21 protein-coding genes are annotated in these 19,200 nt (G+C 48.5%); 9 read left to right on the plus strand and 12 right to left on the minus strand.

All coding sequences use genetic code 11. The features are described 5' to 3' along the window. Nucleotides 1-340 precede the first annotated feature (340 nt). Both ABIC22_RS05965 and ABIC22_RS05970 read right to left on the minus strand, forming a co-directional pair. Nucleotides 341-757 (minus strand): DUF4395 domain-containing protein, encoded by a 417-nt coding sequence (locus ABIC22_RS05965; RefSeq protein WP_354479308.1) that lies wholly within the window; start codon nt 755-757, stop codon nt 341-343. Nucleotides 758-856: 99 nt separating this feature from the next. Then, complete coding sequence (locus tag ABIC22_RS05970; protein WP_354479311.1) at nt 857-1,780, minus strand: ketopantoate reductase family protein; 924 nt, start codon at nt 1,778-1,780, stop codon at nt 857-859. 206 nt (nt 1,781-1,986) lie between these two features. Here ABIC22_RS05970 and ABIC22_RS05975 point away from each other — a divergent pair, with 206 nt between their 5' ends. After that, the gene (locus tag ABIC22_RS05975) at nt 1,987-2,556 is read left to right on the plus strand and encodes a TetR/AcrR family transcriptional regulator (RefSeq protein ID WP_354479313.1); all 570 of its coding nucleotides are present in this window, start codon (nt 1,987-1,989) and stop codon (nt 2,554-2,556) included. 89 nt (nt 2,557-2,645) lie between these two features. Here the strand turns inward: ABIC22_RS05975 and ABIC22_RS05980 are convergent, their stop codons facing one another. Next, nucleotides 2,646-3,431 carry a sirohydrochlorin chelatase gene (locus ABIC22_RS05980; protein WP_354479316.1) on the minus strand — a complete coding sequence of 262 codons (786 nt, stop codon included), beginning with the start codon at nt 3,429-3,431 and terminating at the stop codon, nt 2,646-2,648. A gap of 1 nt (nt 3,432) precedes the next feature. Continuing rightward, the gene (locus ABIC22_RS05985) at nt 3,433-3,723 is read right to left on the minus strand and encodes a YerC/YecD family TrpR-related protein (protein WP_017690665.1); all 291 of its coding nucleotides are present in this window, start codon (nt 3,721-3,723) and stop codon (nt 3,433-3,435) included. A 457-nt stretch (nt 3,724-4,180) separates the two neighbouring features. On the opposite strand from ABIC22_RS05985, the gene ABIC22_RS05990 reads away from it, so the two are divergent. Together ABIC22_RS05990 and ABIC22_RS05995 are read left to right on the plus strand one after the other, a co-directional pair. Further along, entirely contained in the window at nt 4,181-4,822 is a 642-nt protein-coding gene (locus ABIC22_RS05990; protein ID WP_127538348.1) for a hypothetical protein, read from the plus strand. A gap of 187 nt (nt 4,823-5,009) precedes the next feature. Beyond that, nucleotides 5,010-6,095, plus strand: coding sequence for a DNA alkylation repair protein (locus ABIC22_RS05995; protein WP_354479319.1), 1,086 nt, complete (start codon nt 5,010-5,012; stop codon nt 6,093-6,095). A gap of 317 nt (nt 6,096-6,412) precedes the next feature. Here the strand turns inward: ABIC22_RS05995 and corA are convergent, their stop codons facing one another. From corA to ABIC22_RS06015, 4 genes are all read right to left on the minus strand, one after another. Beyond that, nucleotides 6,413-7,372 carry a magnesium/cobalt transporter CorA gene (gene corA / locus ABIC22_RS06000; protein WP_354479321.1) on the minus strand — a complete coding sequence of 320 codons (960 nt, stop codon included), beginning with the start codon at nt 7,370-7,372 and terminating at the stop codon, nt 6,413-6,415. Between the two features lie 357 nt (nt 7,373-7,729). Then, on the minus strand, nt 7,730-8,719 hold the full coding sequence (locus ABIC22_RS06005) for an inorganic phosphate transporter (protein WP_095288483.1): 990 nt from the start codon (nt 8,717-8,719) through the stop codon (nt 7,730-7,732). 14 nt (nt 8,720-8,733) lie between these two features. Then, nucleotides 8,734-9,348: a DUF47 domain-containing protein gene (locus ABIC22_RS06010; RefSeq protein ID WP_095288482.1), complete on the minus strand. Its 615-nt coding sequence runs from the start codon at nt 9,346-9,348 to the stop codon at nt 8,734-8,736. Between the two features lie 282 nt (nt 9,349-9,630). Then, entirely contained in the window at nt 9,631-10,710 is a 1,080-nt protein-coding gene (locus tag ABIC22_RS06015) for a DUF3048 domain-containing protein (RefSeq protein WP_354479325.1), read from the minus strand. A gap of 341 nt (nt 10,711-11,051) precedes the next feature. Between ABIC22_RS06015 and ABIC22_RS06020 the strand changes: the two genes are divergently transcribed. After that, nucleotides 11,052-11,591: a DoxX family protein gene (locus ABIC22_RS06020; RefSeq protein WP_354479327.1), complete on the plus strand. Its 540-nt coding sequence runs from the start codon at nt 11,052-11,054 to the stop codon at nt 11,589-11,591. Nucleotides 11,592-11,720: 129 nt separating this feature from the next. Further along, nucleotides 11,721-11,933: a hypothetical protein gene (locus tag ABIC22_RS06025; protein WP_354479330.1), complete on the plus strand. Its 213-nt coding sequence runs from the start codon at nt 11,721-11,723 to the stop codon at nt 11,931-11,933. A 454-nt stretch (nt 11,934-12,387) separates the two neighbouring features. On the opposite strand, the gene ABIC22_RS06030 is transcribed toward ABIC22_RS06025, so the two are convergent. Together ABIC22_RS06030 and ABIC22_RS06035 are read right to left on the minus strand one after the other, a co-directional pair. Next, nucleotides 12,388-13,176 (minus strand): DODA-type extradiol aromatic ring-opening family dioxygenase, encoded by a 789-nt coding sequence (locus ABIC22_RS06030; protein ID WP_354479333.1) that lies wholly within the window; start codon nt 13,174-13,176, stop codon nt 12,388-12,390. Between the two features lie 169 nt (nt 13,177-13,345). Continuing rightward, nucleotides 13,346-14,176 carry an alpha/beta hydrolase gene (locus ABIC22_RS06035; RefSeq protein ID WP_095288477.1) on the minus strand — a complete coding sequence of 277 codons (831 nt, stop codon included), beginning with the start codon at nt 14,174-14,176 and terminating at the stop codon, nt 13,346-13,348. 374 nt (nt 14,177-14,550) lie between these two features. On the opposite strand from ABIC22_RS06035, the gene ABIC22_RS06040 reads away from it, so the two are divergent. Both ABIC22_RS06040 and ABIC22_RS06045 read left to right on the plus strand, forming a co-directional pair. Beyond that, a complete protein-coding gene (locus tag ABIC22_RS06040; RefSeq protein ID WP_354479336.1) occupies nt 14,551-15,249 on the plus strand; it encodes a response regulator transcription factor in 699 nt (232 codons plus the stop codon). Beyond that, a complete protein-coding gene (locus ABIC22_RS06045; RefSeq protein WP_354479339.1) occupies nt 15,246-16,709 on the plus strand; it encodes a HAMP domain-containing sensor histidine kinase in 1,464 nt (487 codons plus the stop codon). Before ABIC22_RS06040 ends, ABIC22_RS06045 begins: the two co-directional genes overlap by 4 nt. A 16-nt stretch (nt 16,710-16,725) precedes the next feature. Here ABIC22_RS06045 and ABIC22_RS06050 read toward each other — a convergent pair whose 3' ends face one another. Continuing rightward, nucleotides 16,726-16,974, minus strand: coding sequence for a hypothetical protein (locus ABIC22_RS06050; protein ID WP_095360934.1), 249 nt, complete (start codon nt 16,972-16,974; stop codon nt 16,726-16,728). Between the two features lie 128 nt (nt 16,975-17,102). Here ABIC22_RS06050 and ABIC22_RS06055 point away from each other — a divergent pair, with 128 nt between their 5' ends. After that, nucleotides 17,103-17,294 carry a hypothetical protein gene (locus tag ABIC22_RS06055; RefSeq protein ID WP_354479342.1) on the plus strand — a complete coding sequence of 64 codons (192 nt, stop codon included), beginning with the start codon at nt 17,103-17,105 and terminating at the stop codon, nt 17,292-17,294. A gap of 96 nt (nt 17,295-17,390) precedes the next feature. Next, nucleotides 17,391-18,200 (plus strand): DUF1129 family protein, encoded by an 810-nt coding sequence (locus ABIC22_RS06060; protein WP_354479345.1) that lies wholly within the window; start codon nt 17,391-17,393, stop codon nt 18,198-18,200. A gap of 75 nt (nt 18,201-18,275) precedes the next feature. Here ABIC22_RS06060 and ABIC22_RS06065 read toward each other — a convergent pair whose 3' ends face one another. Next, nucleotides 18,276-19,184: an AraC family transcriptional regulator gene (locus ABIC22_RS06065; protein ID WP_354479348.1), complete on the minus strand. Its 909-nt coding sequence runs from the start codon at nt 19,182-19,184 to the stop codon at nt 18,276-18,278. Between the last annotated feature and the right edge of the window lie 16 nt (nt 19,185-19,200).

Below are 19,200 nucleotides of genomic sequence, written 5' to 3' on the forward strand. Positions count from 1 at the left end.
ACATGATCACCCACGTCCGTTAATCCTGCCCGAATCTTCATCCATACCTATATCTATGCATAAGGAATTCCATCTCATTCCAGAGCCTTTATATTCTATCATATCATCAAATGTGAAGATGTCCTAGCCTGTAACGTATTTACGCCATCCGGCAAGCAGGCTCCCTCTCATTTTACACATTCAGCGATTTTCTCTTCAACTGTAATTAACCCATTTCATAGACACCCATTCTGCCCGTCTGACAAGAATTTAACCTTTACTCCTTCAAAAAGCACAAAGAAACGGCTCCGAATTAAGAAGCCGCATTCACGTTACCTTATATTTTACTTTTATCAACGGTTTAGAAGCCGATCCGTCTGCCTGCACGAAGCTGTTTGTACCAGAAATATACGGTGCAGCCCACACAATAACCGAGCAGAGCTGCACTTGCTGCAAGCAGGAGCATTCCGGAGAACGCATAACCGGCAACCTTCCAGCTCAGGGAGAATGAGATGAGAGCCAGTGACAGGAACATGACTGCCAGAATATTATTGAAGCGCTGCAGCTCTACCGCCTGGGTTTCCTTACCTTTTCCCTGAAGTACAGCCTTCCCGATCTGGACAAATAGATTCAGCTTCCCGCCAGAGACGAGCCCGACCACCTGAATGATCCATAACGCACCCAAGATCAGCGGCTGATTGAACCCAAACGATAAGAGTACAAACAGCACGATCCCGACCTGATTCGCTTTGACATAACGCATAGGCACTTCCCGCATCCTCATATCTCCTTATCCCCATTTTATTAGTTGGTTTTATTGTAATCGGGATCGAAGTTTTGAGCAACAGAAAGATGATTTGAACATATGCATATCTTATTATAGGATGGTAAAACCCCTTCGGAGTGCATCCCAATGGGGTGTAGGAACTTTCGTGACGCTTTTCCAATCGGTAAATGCTCGGTCCATTGCCTCTATTTCGCCATAAGAACCTGCAACCAGCTTATGCACCGGAAGCATGCTGTAGATCTTCAGCAAAAGATACAGCAGCCGCTTATGCTTGCGGATCAGTTCCGCCTGTGCTCGGGGAATCATGTCGATGCCCATCGCCTCCAGTACAGCAATCCCCTCATCCAAGGCGCCGATCATGTGCAGGAGCTGCTCCCGGTTTCCCTCCAGCTTCTGCAACTCTCGCTCTTCATTGAAGCTTACTGCATTCAGCATTAGAATCGGGATGAGGTGACTCTTCAGCCAAGCGTCGATATCCTCAATCACATCCAGCTTATACTTTGCTTTTGCAAAGGCCTGATCCAGCAGAGGTTGAAAAGGAATCTTTCCGTCCAGTGCGCCAATCACCATCAGTCCCTTTCCCCCTCCTATGGACATCATCCGATCTTTGTGACGCTTCCCGCCGCTAACGTGAAAACCCAACGCGACTTGTTTATCCACTGGGCTGTTGTCTTCGAGATAGGTCTGCATACTTCGCGCATCTGCATTGTTGCCTACAATCACGATGTTGGTGCTCTGGTTATTCGCTAGAATAGGTAACACCGAAGGAAAATCATTATATTTCATGACCACGAAAATGAGATCGTAAACATCTTCCGCTTTTAATTCTCTTGTTACCCGAACCGGATCAACCGTCGTTCTAAACTGAAATACATGCCGAATGACCACGCCATCCCTCTCCAATTCCTCCGCCCGTTTCCCTCTCGCCATAACCGTAACGTCATTTCCTCCACGTACCAGAACGTGGGCCAGCTGACTGCCTAGCACACCCGCACCATAGACCAATATTTTCATTCGATTCCCCTCAGTTTCGTTATGATGAATAATCGTTGCTTTATGAACAGTTGTTGATAAAATAAGAGTAACAAAGCAGCTTTCGGGCTTCAATCGCTAAAAAAACCGCTTTCGTTGAATAATCAACGAAATACTCCTTTTTGTTGAAAAGAGTAAGCCACTCATAGAAATATACAGAAAACGAAGAAACATATAGAGGAGGCGCCATGGACAGACGCGTACTTAAAACCAGAAAGGCCATCATGGAGGCTTTTGTCGGATTGCTGAATGAGAAGGATTTCGAGCAAATGACGATCAATGACATCGCAGATCGCGCCAATGTTAACCGGGGAACGATCTATCTGCACTATACAGACAAGTTCGATCTGCTGGACCGCTGTATCGAGACGTACCTGCAGCAATTGGTGGACAGCTGTATGATCGATCATTATCCAACGCCAATGACGGCAAAGGACGCGCTGCTGCGAACCTTCCGTTATCTCGAGGAACATGCATCCATCTATACCACCCTATTAACGAAAAAGGGGATTCCCGCCTTTCGGAGCAAGCTCATGACGATCATGGTTCAGGGCGTTGAGGAACAGATGGATGCATGCGGCGTTCAGGAAGGCATGAGCAAAGAGATCACTGTACAGTTTCTGGCTTCTGCTGCCGTAGGTCTGCTGGAATGGTGGATTATGAATGCCATGCCTTATTCTGCAGAGGATATGGTTGATCAGTTAATTGCGTTATTGGAACTCCATCTGAGCCTGCCTGGACTCGTGGTCCAAGGATAAGCTCCCCCTCAAGCAACACCAGCAATAAGAAAACCACGTCCGGCGGACGTGGTTTCATTGTCTATAATTTTAAAGTGCTCGTCCCCTTCTTAAGAAAGGGCCTTACCCTCATTACATTTGTCCAGTAAAAGTTGAATTTGACGCTCCAGCCAGTTCCCAAGGAGCGGATGCGGCAGCAGCGTCTCACCGCTGTAAGCATAGTCCAGTTCCTTCAGCCTGCCTGGAATGACGTTCATGGTAAAATAACCGGCACTCAAAAACAGCGGTGCCACAATAACGCGGGTTCCCTGCTCCTGGCTCCAGTATTTTGCCTTGTCATATACACTCTCCGGATTGAGGAGTGCATAATCCGTATGGGCAACGCCACTGACATCCTGTACCCGCTGCGCGAGTGAGGAGATGCCGTTCTCCCAGCGCTGACGGAATCCATCGTGAATGCTCCCGTGCCCAACCAGTAGAATCGTCTCCTGCTTCGGCTCCCGGGACAGCGATTTCACCTTATCCCACACCATCACGGCAATATCCGGGTCGTTATCCACAGGATAACCGAAATGTACCCTTGCGGTTACCTGAAAGGGTTCCAGATCCGTTTCCCGTTCCGGTGCTTCCTTCGCGCCGATCGCATATTCAATTTCATCCACATGAGTGCTGCCAGATGAAACGAATAGCGGGACGACCAATATATCGGTTACGCTCTGTGCTTCCAGTCGGTTGATACCGTCCTGGATCAGGCGTCCTTCCACAAGTTCAAGAAATGAAGCTTCAACAGGCAGATCGTCAGGCAGATTAAGCCGGGAGACCGCGTCATCGACGGATTCTACCCAGGTCTGCTCCTGAGAACCGTGACTAATGATCAGTACACCCGGTTTCTTCATCTTAGCGACCCAGACGTTCCAATGTCATTTTATAACCATCATTGCCGTAGTTCAGGCAGCGCTTCACGCGGGAGATGGTAGCTGTACTAGCTCCTGTCTCTGCTTCAATCTGATTATACGTGTTGCCTTTGCCAAGCATGCGGGCAACTTCCAGCCGCTGGGACATGGATTGAATCTCGTTTACCGTGCAGAGGTCATCAAAAAACACGTAGCACTCCTCAATATCTTTCAGAGTGAGAATGGCCTCGAATAGTTGTTCAATACTTTTATCATTTAGCTTTTTCAGCTGCATTTCATCATCATCCCCTAGCGGTTACTGTGTACCTTCATTGTACTCACACTGAGTTGGTATTTCAAGCGTTAACGATTTCACGCACTGCAGAATAAAAATACATGTTACCGTTTCCATTAGGTACTATTGTCCTCCACTGGTGGACACCACCCGATATAACCGCAATAAATCCCATTTTTCACCTGTATATTCCCGATTACTTAGTAGGGATTTAACCCTACTAATTGTTACAATTTTGTGTACAAGCTTCCCTTTTCGATGATTATAAATCTCTCCTTGTCCCCTGCGCCCAATTCCGCAAATATCCCGTTTTCCGTGACACCCGCCTACGCCGTCTCTCCGCGAATGACATACAGTATAGCAAAAGGGAGTTCCATCAAGGTCTGTTCACGCCCATGGACCTGACAGTTGAAGGAACGCATTTCCGAAATCCAATATAGAAGGAACGTGATCGTTCATGCCACAGCATTATTATCATCGCCAGCCCACACCACGGCAGCGTCCGTCTTCCTATTCACAGCGACAGGCGCACACTTCTGGCTATGCTCCGCCCGGTGCGGTACAGCGTTCATTGAATGAAACCCAAGTTCAGCCGATGTACCCAGGGGTAGAGCCCTATTATCCTGCGTACGGTGAAGTAGAAGCATCTGCACTTGTACCTTATGGTCAAGGTGCACCTGGCGGCAACCTGTATGGCGGCGGTGTACCCGTTGCTCCTCCAGTACCTGTTGAGACACCTGCGGCTTCCAGCAGTTCCGGGTTCTCACTGGCCAATCTAGGTGAATTAAAAGGAATGATCGACCGCTTCGGCGGAATCGACGGTATCATGAACGGCATTGGAAAAATGCAGAAGGTCGTCGGCGGCATTCAGCAAATGGCTCCTATGATGAAGCTTGTTATGGGCATTCTGCCTTTTGGAAAAGGGAAAAACAAGAGCAGCAGCCCTGCAGAGGTCGACTATGAGGAATATACACCGCCTCGCCGTCCGCGCAAACGCCGCAAGAAGTCTACTACGACTACACCACGTCGCCGCAGCAGCAGCACCACTCGTCGCAAAACAACTTCCACCAAGCGCCGTCCCTCAGGCAGCAAACGTTAACCTTTTCCTCAGGCACCTCTCCCTTGAATAAGGAAGGTGCCTTCACCTTTTTTACGAGCATGCCCACTTATTGCCTTAGCTGTACACTCCTATCCGATTTAAAGTATTTCAAATAAAATTCACAAGAACCTATGTTCTTATTTCTATAAATTAAGGTATACTGGGTAGTAGATAAAGGAGGCGGACCATGGAACTGTTTAAGGATAAATATACGCCCGGATTAATTGATCGGACCGGCGAACTGCTGTATCAATATTACCCTGCCTTGGACAAGGCACACTTTCGTGATCTCGTGTTTGCCGAAGGCTGGGAACAGGCAGAATTCAAGGCACGTATTCGCCGCATTACACTGGCACTGACCGAAGTACTACCCCCTTCCTATGAGGAGGCGCTGCATGTCCTCGAACAGGCGGCACCGCAGTTGCGAGGGGTCGAGTATTTATTTGTCCCTGATTTTATCGAGGTGAACGGACTCGCGCCTGAACATTATGAATTGTCCATGAAGTACCTGGCGGTCTTCACACCTTATTCCAGCTCGGAGTTCGCGGTGCGCCCGTTTATTGAACGGTATCCGATCGAGACGTTGAAACGGATGATGGAATGGACAAGCAGTGAGAACGAGCATATTCGCAGGCTTGCCAGCGAAGGCAGTCGCCCTCGCCTGCCGTGGGGTTCCAAGCTGCGCAGTTTGATTGCGGATCCAACGCCAGCACTTCCCATTCTCCATGCCTTGAAGCAGGACGAGTCCCTCTATGTACGGAAAAGTGTAGCCAATCATCTCAACGATATCTCGAAAGACCATCCTGATCTGGTTCTGGATCTGGCCTCCACCTGGTACGGTCAGCATCCACATACCGACTGGATTGTCCGCCATGCAAGCCGCTCACTGCTCAAAAAGGGACATCCCAAAGCCCTCGCCCTCTTTGGCTATGTTGAGCAGGATGCGGTGCTCGTTGAGCAACTTCAGCTTGCACGGGATACGATTGCCGTTGGTGAAGAGCTGGAATTCACGTTCGATGTGGTCAATGAGAGTGGGCAGCCTCAAATGCTGCGGATTGAATATGAGATTGGATATATGAAGGCGAGTGGCAAGCAGGCCCCCAAACGTTTCAAATGCTCGGATAAAACATATCCTGCCGGGAGAAGCAAGGTCGCTACAAAGCAATCGTTCAAAGTAATTACCACCAGACGTTACTATGCCGGGCTTCATACTTTGACGATCGTGGTCAATGGACAACCTGCTGCTTCGGCAGCTTTCGTTCTTGAAGAATAACAACCGGATTGTGTCCATGAGTTATTCACAGCTCACAACTACGGATAAAAAGATATTCACATGTGGATAGGATTGATATTTCCCTTTAACTGAATGCCCTGTCTGTCACAGACGCTCTTCGTTTGATGATCGTTTTCGGTACACCCAACTATAGAAGATACGTACTGCGACAACAGGACTTGAAGCTCCAACAATCACTTTCTTGAACAGACAACAAGCGATGCTCTCTTTGGCCCGGCTACAACAAGGCACAAGAAGATCATCGCTTCGTTACATCCTATTTCCGTATCCTTATTACAACTTCTATTATAGAACCTTTATTTAAACCATCCGCGCTTCACAAACCAGGCCACCATGCTTCCACCGAGCACAAACATCAGCAGCAGCACGGCACCATACCCAAACTTCCACTGAAGCTCCGGCATATAGGCGAAGTTCATGCCATAAATTCCGGCAATCAGCGTCAGCGGCATGAATACCGTTGTAATAACGGTGAGTGTCTTCATGATCTGATTCATCCGGTTGGAGTTCAGGGAAATATAACTGTCCCGCAGGTCCGAGGTCATCTCCCGGTCCGCCTCGATCATGTCCGTCAGCTTCAGCAGATGGTCATAGATATCTGTAAAATACGCAGTATGCTCCCCCGTCCGCTGCACATGCTGCGAGTTGATGACCCGGTAGAGCAGATCCCGCATGGGTACCACGGTTCGTCTAAGCTTGAGCAGCCGGCTGCGGAGGTCAAACACCTGATTCATCAAGTCTTCCACCGATTCCTGGCTCCCCCGGTTCTCCAGTTCAGCCAGCTCATCCTCAATCGCAAACAGCGACGGGAAGTAATGATCGACAAGCTTGTCCATCACGGTATAGGCAGCGGCCACCGGTCCACGTGCCCAGATGGTGCGTTCGTGTGCATGATGCAATATCCGCTCCCATGCTTCATCCACTTCTTCCAATACACCATGGTGAAAGGAAACGAGGAAGTTCGACCCCAGGAACAAATCCACTTCTTCGGCCTCCAGTGTAGTTGGATTAAGCGCGTGCAGCACAAGGAACTGTAAATTGTCGTAATAGTCCAGCTTCGGGCGCTGCAGCACATGCAGACAATCCTCGATCGCCAAGGGGTGAAAATGAAAATATGTATCCAGCAATCGGCTTTCTTCCTCCGAAGGCTGGTTGAAATCTGCCCAGACCCAGGCATAATCCTGCAGGTCCAGCTGTGTCAGGGGAGTATTGATGGAGACCTGATGATCTCGTGTGATGGCGAGTGTACGAATCATAAATTAGACCACGTCCTTGTCCTATATCCTTTACGCTATTGTATAACTTAATCCTCGAACCGTCTCCTGCCACCGCATAACATCCATATTATCCACAAAACCAATGGCTTAAGGGACAACAAAAAAAGCCAACCCTGTTGGCTTCTCTCATTCCCTATCCACAGTTCCCTGTATCCACAGGATAATCTAACGTTTGGTTTATCATTCCACGGATGGCTATCCACATATCCAGCCTGTCCACACGTTCGTGCACAGGCTTCTCTATCTTATGATTAAAAAATTGTCCACATATCCCGATATTCACACAGTTATGAACAGCTGTGCCTGTCGAACCGAGTTTGCCTCCGGATCACTTTCTTAGAAAATAATCCAGTACAGCAAGCCTGCGAGTACAGCCGTAATCGGAATGGTAATGAACCACGTAATAATGATACGTCCGGCCAAGCCCCATTTAACAGCGGAGAAACGCTTAGCAGAACCTACACCCAGAATGGCGGATGTAATCGCGTGCGTTGTACTTACTGGAAGATGCAGCAATGTTGCCGTGAATATAACGGAAGCCGCGGACAAATCGGCAGCAAAACCGTTGATCGGTTCAATTTTGAAGATTTTGGTTCCCATCGTTTTAATGATTTTCCAACCACCGATGGAAGTACCCAGTGCCATCGCCGTTGCCGCGGAGATTTTAACCCACAGCGGAACTTCAAGATGATCCTGCACACCTGCTGCTACGAGCGCAAATGTGATAATACCCATGGCCTTCTGAGCATCATTCGTACCATGTGTGAACGCCTGCAGTGCAGCCGTGAAAATCTGTACTGTACGGAAACCCTTGTTCACGGTGTGCGGACTGCGTTTGGCGAAAATATATTTGAGAATGGTCATGACCACATAACCTATGGCAAAAGCAATCAGCGGGGATAACAAAAGCCCCTCGACAATCTCGATGAATCCGCCCCATTTTACTTTATCGGAACCTGCACCAACGAATACTGCCCCGGCAAGTGCCCCGATTAATGCGTGTGAGGAAGAAGAAGGAATCCCAAACCACCAGGTCACGAGGTTCCAGATAATCGCGGCAATCAAGGTGACTATGACGACCTCTATCCCGTTATCCAGCTTCGTGGGGTCTGTAACGCTTCCTCCGATCGTCTTCGCTACTCCCGTAAACATCATCGCACCGACAAAGTTCATGACCGCTGCGAGAATGATCGCCCGGCGCGGGGTTAGCGCCCGAGTGGATACCGAAGTTGCAATGGCATTCGCAGTGTCGTGGAAACCGTTGATGAAGTCAAACGCCAGTGCAAGGAAGACGACTATACCTAATACCCAAATCGTTGTTTCCATTATTCTCTGGCTCCTTAAGAATTACGCATAATGATGGATTCCAGCATGTTGGCTACGTCTTCACAAGCATCCGTTGTCGTCTCAAGACGCTCGTAAATTTCCTTGCGCTTGATCAGTTCAATCGGATCAGACACGGTAGCGAAGAGATGCTTGATGCACATGCGCAATACTTCGTCGCCCTGGTTCTCCAGATCGTTCAGACGAATGGTATATTCGCGGATCGCCAGCAATTTTTTCTGGGACAGCAAATGGATCGCTTTTTGAATTTCGTAGGCCGATTGGCGCAAAATCTCAGCGAACTGCACGATGAATTCATCCGGATCAGTCAGTTGGTACATATAGAAACGGGAAGCTGTTGCTTCGAGCCCGTCCAATACGTCATCAAGTGTTGTTGTCAATTCCATGATGTCATCACGCTCGATTGGCGTAATAAATGTTTTGTTGAGCTCCATAATGATCGTATGCACATAGTCATCGCACTTGGACTCATATTTTTTCATTTCATTGGTAAACAGAGTTACATCCTGAAGGTTGGAAACATGCTCAGAGAAATAGTCAGCTGCCTGTACGACAGTATCCGCCATATTCTCTAATGTTTCGAAAAATATATCCTTCTTCTTTATCTTCATCGTCCTATCCCCTTTACGAGAAATTGCTGATAACCGTGAAACATGAAATGACAACCTTTGATATCTTATCATATTTGTTTCATGGTTTGTACAAAAGCTGCGATCCTTTTTTATATTCTTATCACATTAATCTGAAATGAATCTTAATTATTTGGAATGGATGGAAAAATGATGCTCAGATTTTACACTGCGTTTACAAAACACGAACCGACAGGATCCGACTTTCGATTTTGGTCTGCATATTAATGAAGCAAGCGAAGGAATTTGATCTTAGATTCAACCTTAATTTTGAACTTGATTTTGGACTTCAATATGACTTGCAAAGTCAGGTTGATTCGGAACGATACTGATAAAGGTCTGACCTGGAATCAGGGCCGCCTCTGTCCCATTTTGTACAAAACGAATAATATCACCCGATTTCTTCACCCACTGACCACGAACCATCTTGCCTTTTTGAAAAAGCATCGCTTCTCCGCCCTGTTCCACATTGACAGACAATCGGCCAACGCTGTCGAGTACCTTGTGATCCGCACCTGCCACAATAATATTCGCTGCTCCAATCTGCTCTCCATTATCCTGATCCTGATCGGGCTTCCCATTCACCAGTCTCATATATCGTCCGCTAACTTCATCATAATCATACGTCACCCGGTAACTATCCAATAAATAATGAATATCGAATTGAGCTGCAGGTTCTCCTGCTGTAGTGGAGCCTTCCTCATTATAGATGTAGACGGGAGATTCGGTATCGTGGCTGTACCCCTTGATGTCCGCTCCCTCTCGAAGCTTGTCCGCTGAAGTATACAGATTGTGCGGTGCCTTCCGATCCGAAGAACGCCAGAAGTAAGGTCCGCTGTTCGAAATTTCATCCATGTGCTGCTTCTGCTGCTTCTGCAAAATGGAATAAGCGTCTGGGCTGCCGCCCGCATGTACAAGCACACCATCATAACTCTCACCCAGTTCAATCAGATACGGACGAATGCTTCGTACGGGTCCCACAGTCTCGGCACCGCCCTGACTCTGGAAGATGGCGATGAACCGGGTGATCCCTCCCTCTGCGAGAACTTCAATAATAATATCTGCCGAGCTCAGACCGGACTGTGGCCGGGCTGCAGGGGCGTTGTTAATCATGACCGCGAGTGGTCTCTGCGTAACGGCCTTCTCCACCGGCAGTCCAGTCAGCGGTGCGGTGAACAGAGGCGCTGCTGATTCTTCTGGCACTTGCTCCTCCTCTACAGGCGCAGGAACAGACTCCGGCTTCGGCGGCTGAGCTGCCTCCTTATTTTGACAAGCTACCAGGCTTATGGCGAGAATTAGCAAGGATGCAGCAGATGCTGCCTTACTCCATTTGAATGAATTCAATCGTTGTACCTCCTGTACAATGGCCTAGGTCTAAGGTGTGACTATTTCTGGATGCAGTTAACCATTTCACGTTTTTCTTTCCATTTAATCACACGTACCACCATTTGTCTTCGATATAAAGGCAATTTTCTACCCCCAAAGCAAGGAATTGAAACGATGAATTGGTCATCATATATGTCTTAAATGTGAACTCATCAAAGCTTACTTAAAATTTGAACTAGATTGTGATTTTTATCACAAACAAAAAGACTTTTGAACTATACAATAAAGACATCAAAGGTGATCACTTAGAAAAACCAAAACAAACAACACACACTAGATTCCATGAAGGAGTGGTTTATATGTTCAGCTTCAACCAATGGCTTAGAGAAAACAAAGTGGCAATGTGGATTTTGACAGTACTTCGGGTATACATCGGTTATGATTGGATGACTCATGGATGGGGCAAATTGACAGGCGGCTTCCAGGCTGGCGGTTTCCTCGCTGGGGCAGTTGAGAAAGCAACAGGCGAAAGCCCAACCGTTCAGGCTTGGTGGGGAACGTTCCTTGAGAAATTCGCAGTACCAAATGCCGGATTGTTCGACTTCATCATCCCGCTTGGTGAATTCCTGGTAGGTGTCGGTCTCATCCTTGGCTGCTTCACCACACTGGCTGCACTGATGGCCCTCGTGATGAACTTCGCGTTTCTCTTCTCGGGTACTGTGAGCACGAATGCACAACTGGTTCTGATGCAAATCTTCCTCGTCGTTGCTGGTGCCAATGCTGGTAAAATTGGTTTGGATCGTTGGGTACTGCCTTACCTTCGCGGATTGTTCAGCCGGAATAAAGGGAATCATCCCAAAGATACACCAACCTTGAATCCAACCCAAAAAACAGCCTAAAGCACGAAAAGATATACTAGCCCTGCTCCCCATCCCCCGGGGAACGGGGCTTTTTCATGCCTGACTTGCCCCTGTACGGAATCACGTATTATGATGAACATATAGATTATGACCAAAGGAGTACTGCTAATGCCCACTCAACGTCGTCTTGAGACGGAAGCCGACTTCCAGGAAGCCATGGATATGAAGCACAAAATCCGGGTATTTCAGGATAACCACCAGATTGATTCCGGTGGTGTCATTATCCGTTTTGACAGCAAAACGATTGTTGTCCAGTCCAGTGTCAGTGAACTTGCCTATCATTCCCGCACCGCTTGTGAGTTCTTCGAAATTCGAAAATAGATATGGTGCAAAAGACAAAATTTCTTCTCTTATTCTTTATTACACCTTTTACTGAGTAGAGCCTGCTTGATAATGATAACTTGGTTCATATAAGAACCCCTCAAAGGTCTCTTCTTATAGAGCATTTAGGTATATTAAAATAATCAAAGGTCTCCAGAGGAGGAAAAGTATGGGGTTTGTAATTGTTATTGCTATACTTTACGCACCAATACTATATAGGATTCACCGTAGACTGGATCGACTTGAGAAGGAAATTGAAAGATTAAAAAATAACTAAACTAACTTTGAAAGTACTCATTTTTATGTGCAACTAATTTATGACTTTTATTTCTTGATTTACGTAAAAAACCGTAGGATAAACATTTACAAATGTTCATCCTACGGTTCATTTTTAACATTCATCATAAAACCAATTTTCGTCAGTATGATATGCAAGTTTCTTGTCTGCTCCAAGTTACACGCCGTCACCGAATTGCCAGCAGTTTAAACTAAGTGTTCCATACGGATAAGACTGAAACAAGCGCTTCGCTTTTCGGGACATGTCTGCTGTGCCCATGGCATAGAACAGGGGTGCCAGATGCTCTGTTCCATAAGAAGGAACCGCAGTCCGGGCATTCGGAGCTTTTTTGTCATATTGAAACAGTTCTCTCGTGTTCCATTTCTCCAGCCGCTCTTCCATCCAATCATCGAACTCTACCGCCCAATCCTGCGGTTCATCTTCGTTACTACCGAGTAATCGCAGATTATGAACGGTACCACCACTGCCTATGATCAGCACATCGTCATGTCGCAGCTGTTCAAGCATCCGGCCAATATCGTACTGTTCCTGCGGTGAACGCAGCGAATCTACAGACACTACAACGACAGGGATATTTGCCTGAGGATACATATGCAGCAGCGGGACCCAGACTCCATGGTCCAAACCTCTGCCTCGAACAGGCTGGTGCGGGAGATTGCTGCGGGTAAAGAGAGCGCAGATCTCATTCGCAAGTTCGGATTGTCCTGGTGCCGGATAATCGATTGTATACATATTAGAGGGGAATCCGTAGAAATCATGCAAGGTCTGATGTGTATCATCCATCGTCACGGACGGCTCGGGACAATCCCAATGCGCCGTAAATACAACAATGGCTTTTGGAGCCGGCAGCCTGTTTCCAAGCTGGTTCAGAAATTGAGTGTAGTCATTGCTCTCCACCGCCATAGCGGGAGAACCATGCGCAATGAAAAATGCGGGTAATGTCATTGCTGCCAACCTCCAGACACGGATAGAATGGTCACGCTTCTATACTACTCCTCTATTCTACCGCGTAGAAGGCGCTTTTCCAAGCTGACATCCCGAAACTGCTCAAACCCGCCCTTTCTGGTTCTCCACTCCGTTGTATATTTAATTGCTTCAGACGTCCTCCAAGCCATTAGATCATCCAGTGCTGCCAATCCTGTTCAATCTTCTGACGTTCACCGAGCCATTCCCGGGTACGCGTGATCAGCTGTTCCCGCTCTTTGCCGGAAGAGAAGGTATGATCCCCCTGAAAAATAATCTCCTTGTCGCAGCGCCCTTCCTGACGCATCCAGAATACCTTCTGATATAGGAAAGCATAGTCTACAGGAATGATGTCATCCGATGTACCGTGCACGACCAGAACATCGCCGTTAAACTTAACAGCTTCCTGGAACGGTTGATGCTCAGCCAGAGACTCGAAGAAAGCCGGAGTGAACTTATAAGCGAGATAATCAGCCGAGCCCTGCTTCACGCCCAGATCGTACACCTCACGTCCGGTAATCTTCACGATATCGTTGAACGGATATCCCACGGCAGACCACATGACCAGATTCTTGACCCGTTTGTCACGGATGGCCGTGAGCAGAGCGACTGCTCCGCCCAGACTGTGACCGATCAAGGTCACGCGGGTTGGATCCACATCGCTGCAGTTCACCGCATAATCCAGCACAGAACGAGTCTGCGCGATCATGGAATCCAGCCCTTCTGCTCCATACTCGCCGCTGCTCTCCCCGCAGCCGATGTAATCGAAGCGCAGCACCAGGTATCCATCCTCAGCCAGTTCACGTGCAGTCTTCACGAACAGGCGATCCACGCCAATGCGGCTGCCAACAAAGCCATGGCAAATGACGGCCAAAGGCACACGCTGCTGGTGGTTTCCCTCCTTGATATCCCTAACTACGGGATAATGAATCGTAGCTGTTAGTTCTTCCTGTCCATGACGGATACTGATCTGACGCTCCATGCTAATTTCCCCTTTCCATTCTTGCCGTTGCTCGTTCATTTTTGATTGTATATAAATCCGATAAGTTTAATGTGTATTAAGATGTTATTAGTATAATATCATCCCGGGAACCTCAAGTCAACGTGAGGAAAACGGCTGTTCAATAGGCGATTTATTATTTTAAAATGCTACGTTATAAAATCTTTAGAATTCATGTGTATCTTCAATGTATCGGCAAGATTATGGCTGGAGTGAATGAAAAAAACGAATTTCCCTAGGCATTCTTGTTTTTACGAACATGTTAATTTTAGGTACAATATATACTCAACTATTTGAAGGAAACGGAGACGGCAGTAAGCAGCAACAGCCCTGAACACAACTGCCAGGAAATCATCATGAACGAAAACATTTTAATTGTAGATGACGAAAAGGATATTGTAGCTCTGATTCATCAGACACTCACACAGGAAGGATATAACGTGTCCACGGCATCAAGCGGCACCGAGGCATTGCAGCTTCTGGGGGATCCGCCGGATCTGATTCTGCTGGACATTATGATGCCTGGCATGAGCGGGTTCGAGCTCTGCCGGCTGATTCGGGATGAGGTGAGCTGCCCCATCCTCTTTCTCAGTGCGAGGCAGGCCGAAATGGACCGGATTCAAGGGTTATCCATCGGCGGGGATGATTATATGACGAAGCCGTTCAGTCTTGGGGAATTAAAGGCAAGAGTGGCTGCCCACTTGCGCCGTTCCCGTCGCGATGGCGTTCAGCCGCGCGGGAATGAGCCTGCGTTTTACAGATACGGATCTTTGCAAATGGACCTGAAGGGGCGCACAGTCATGATCATGCAGCATGCCATCCCGCTCACGCTCAAGGAATATGATCTGGTAGAACTACTGGCCACGCATCCCGGGCAGGTTTTCTCCAAGGAACAGTTGTATGACCGCATCTGGGGTCTCGAAGCAACGGGGGATACTACCACGATCACGGAACATGTCAAAAAAATAAGGGCCAAGCTGGCAGCAGCTGACCCGGATCATGCATATATCTCGACAGTATGGGGCGTCGGGTACAAGTGGGAGCCCGTCCGATGATCAAGGAACGCTGGCCGATCAAAAAACAATTAGTCTGGGCTTTTGCACTTGTGATGGGGATTAGCATCGTTTTGACACTCCTGACCTGGGCCGTAGGGATATCATTTCTCTTCTCCAACCAGTGGCTGCAGCCTGCCAACTATTATGAGTCTCGAATCCCTGACATTCAGCACACTGTGCAGGAGCAGGCGAAGCAGCAGATCAAATGGACCGACACCGCCAATCAGGCCAAGCTGGAACAGCTGCTGCCTCCGGAAGGTATCACCTATCAGATTGTGGATACCCGTGGAAGCAGAAGATACGGAACGATTCAGGAGCAGATCGTGGAGAATGAAGTGGATCTGCTGAATAAGCTGAACAGCAAAACAATCACAGATAGTACACTTGGGTTAGGCGGACTGGTTACGCTCATCTCGCCTCTAAGCGGAGATCAGGGAATGTATACAGGGGCTCTTGTGCTCCAGTACCGATTGGAAACCAGCCCTTCTCCATCCATATCGCCCGTCTGGACGAATACGTTTCTCGTGCTAATGCTGGCTTCTCCCTTCGTATACATCGCTGCAGCGACCTGGTTTGTAGCTGCAAGAGTGGGTCGCAATGTGAACCGGCCGATCCAGGACCTCATTCTGGCTTCCAAACGCATCAAGGAGCAGGATCTGGACTTCATTTTGGATAACCACGCGCCAAATGAGCTCGGTCTTCTCTCCGCCTCCTTCGAGGACATGCGCAAGGAACTGAAGAGCGCCCTAACCCGGGAATGGAAGCTTCAGCAGGAACGGAGTGAACTGATGGGTGCGATTAGCCATGATTTCCGCACGCCGATGACGGTGATTCAGGGTCATGTGGAACTGCTCAAGGACTCACCCGCACATGTGGTACATACTGCCGAAAGCCTGAGCAATCATCTGGACGTCATTGACCATAATGTGAAGCGAATTAATCGGCTCATTCAGGATATGACGGTAGCTGCAGGAACTGATTTTGACTATTTCCCGCTTCGCCGAGAAGCGGTTGATCCTTCTTCCTTCTGGGAGATGAAGCAGCGGGAGATTGGTTTCCTGTGTTCCAGTCAACGTGTGCACTTGCAATTCAAACTCGTGGATCGACGATCGGATAGCTATACACCCCTTCAGCTGGATGTACAGCGGGTTGGTCAGGTGCTGGATAACTTGGTGGCTAACAGCTTGCGTTATGTACCCCCGCAAGGGGGAATCAGACTACATGTAGATATACAGGATGTTCATATCATGCAGGTTACCGTCTGCGATACGGGTCCAGGCTTTAGCGATGCGGATCTGCCGCATTTATTTGACCAGTTCTATCATGGTCACCAAGGGCAGACCGGACTGGGCCTGTTTACCGCCAAACGCATCGTGGAGAAGCACGGTGGAACCATATGCGCCAGCAACCTGCCTGAAGGTGGTGCTTGCATCTCTTTTACACTCAATACTGCAGGGTGATCACGGATTCAACGGGTTATTCATAACTCCGGCGGAACATCTCATGGGTCTCTACTTGACCTTCCCAGCGATGCTCACGGGCAAACTCGGAACTTTCCCAGAAGCTGCCCGTCTTATCGGGCCCCTCGCCAAGCTCAACTGCAAATTCGGTATCCTCTGCTGCTCCCTGTCCCATGGGAACCACTTCATCCTTCACACCACGGGAGTTGCTGTTTAGCAGCAGCTTCCGTGTTAATTCGTTGTTATTATGATTGGCTTGATTCATGTCTGCACACTCCCATTACTGTTTTTTTCGTTTGAAATGCTACTATTGTGTTGGAATCGGCCAGCCTTTATTCATCCTTCACACAATCGTTGGATATGGGTTCAGCCTATGCATATTTCACAGGAAAAATGGGGAAATTAATCGATAATATGTACATGCAAATTGACCTCGGATTCCTTCCGGCGAAAGGGATTGAATTCATGGAACATCTCATCGAATGGATACGTGATCATGGCAAGCTGGTGTTGTTATGCACCTGTGTCATTCTGGCCTGCGTAGGGCTATGGATGAATCACAAGCAGCTTTTTTATAAGGAATGACTTTGCGAAACGAGAGCCCTTCCCGTATACTAAAATACCGTCAGGGTCTTCAGGAAGCTGGGGATCTGTAACGTGTTCAGACAGGGGGAGCAATCATTGGGGATTTCCTATAAGAAGCTTAAAGAAATACAAAACCGGCAGATGACCGAGATGAGCCGGATGACGCCTGAAAATGTAAAATTGTTCGATCAGATTAGCGGCATTGCCCGCCGTACCGACGCAGATGAAAGAACACAGGAAGAGTGGATTTTGTCTGAGGGAAAGGCCATTGTACAAGCACAGCGGGATGGTCAATCAGCCCGGGAATTATACGGAGCGGACCTGGAACAGGATATCCACGCACGCCTGGATGCAGGTGCAGGAGCATCAAGTTCTTCGTCCGTATCTGTGGGTAGGAACTTATCCAAAAAATCGAACGCCGATAAACCAGCTAAGCCAGCTGTAGCATCCAAGGACGATGAAGATGTGAACGGAGAGGCTTCCGGTCCAGTCAAACGTACACCCAAGTGGTATGTGATGATTGCCTGGGCAGCCATTTCCTTTGTCATGCTCATTCAGGGCGCTGCCGGGCTATTTATCGGCTGGAGCGGTGGAGATACGGAACCATTCAGCCATATCAGTCTGTTTTCGATTATCATTTCAGCCGTTGGCGGGATTGCTCTAGTTGAGATGCTTCGCCGCCTGGCGGAACGGCCGGATGATCAAGGCAAGGATATGACGACCAAGCCCCAGGTTAACCTGAAAGGCATTGCGATCTATATCGTCATTGTTGTGCTTGTCCTGTTCGTTGGTTATCCGCTGCGGGACAGTCTTCCGGTATTTTACTTAGCCCCGTGGGTTAGTCTTGTGATTGGTATTGTGGGGCTTGCTCTACTGAGACCGCTCTTCGGGCAGAAAAAGAAATAAAACCAAAAAGGGGCCATGATGGCCCCTTTCTTCATTACTCATCTTTTTTTCACACCTATCCTCGAAAGTTACCTTTCAAAGCGTTGGCGTTACATCGGGTTCGCCTTTTTCGCTACTAGACTGGTTCCGCTGTTTGATCCCCTTGCCAGGCGTCTCACCGAATTCCCGTTTGAACATGCGGATAAAATAGTTGACCTCCATGCCTACCTTCTCCGCTGCCTCTCTCACGCTTGCGCGTGGATGCTGATCCAACCAGTCGGATGCCTTCTGCAGTCTCAATCGCTGCATATATTGATGCCCTGTCACGCCCTCACGCTGGTGAAACAAACGATTGAGATGCTGCACGGAGTATCCCACGGCTTCGGCCACGTGCTTTAATAATAAATCATCCTGGTAGTGGGCATGCATCAACGCAACCGCACGGGTAAATGCCTCACTCCCCGGATCCGCCTCACGTTGACCAGGTGACATGGGAACACCAACCATTCCGGCCAGGTCTGCCTTCTCCCGAGTCGTGGATACGGACCTCGCGATGTCCAGAATGAGCTGGTAGACGATGAGTGAGGTGCTCCAGATATCTGACTTATCATCGTCCAGCCCATGCCAGAGATCCGTCATTCTGGACCAGAACTGTTCAAAGTCGAATAGATCCCTTGGACCCTCACCTAGTAACCCGGCCGACTGAAGCACCGATCCGGCTGAACTGCCGCCAATGCCGATATATCCAAGTTCCCCGTTTGTCCTGGAATGCGGGTAAAATTCATGGGCAACTCCCGGTTCGCCTACCCACAATTGGCCTGCTCCTACAGGCCATGAACCCTTACCCGGAATTTTGAGTTCGCCTGCGGCGCTGCGCGACAGGAAGAGCTGATGCACCGGAAACCCTTCCGGCCTAAGCTGCACTTTCTGCTCGTGTGTTCCAATACAATACAGATACAGAGGCAGCCGGGAATCCGGCAGCCCGGTCAAGCGAAATGCAAGCATCCCATCATTCCTTTCG

The sequence above is a fragment of the Paenibacillus sp. PvP094 genome, assembly GCF_040546835.1.
Taxonomy (GTDB): domain Bacteria; phylum Bacillota; class Bacilli; order Paenibacillales; family Paenibacillaceae; genus Paenibacillus; species Paenibacillus illinoisensis.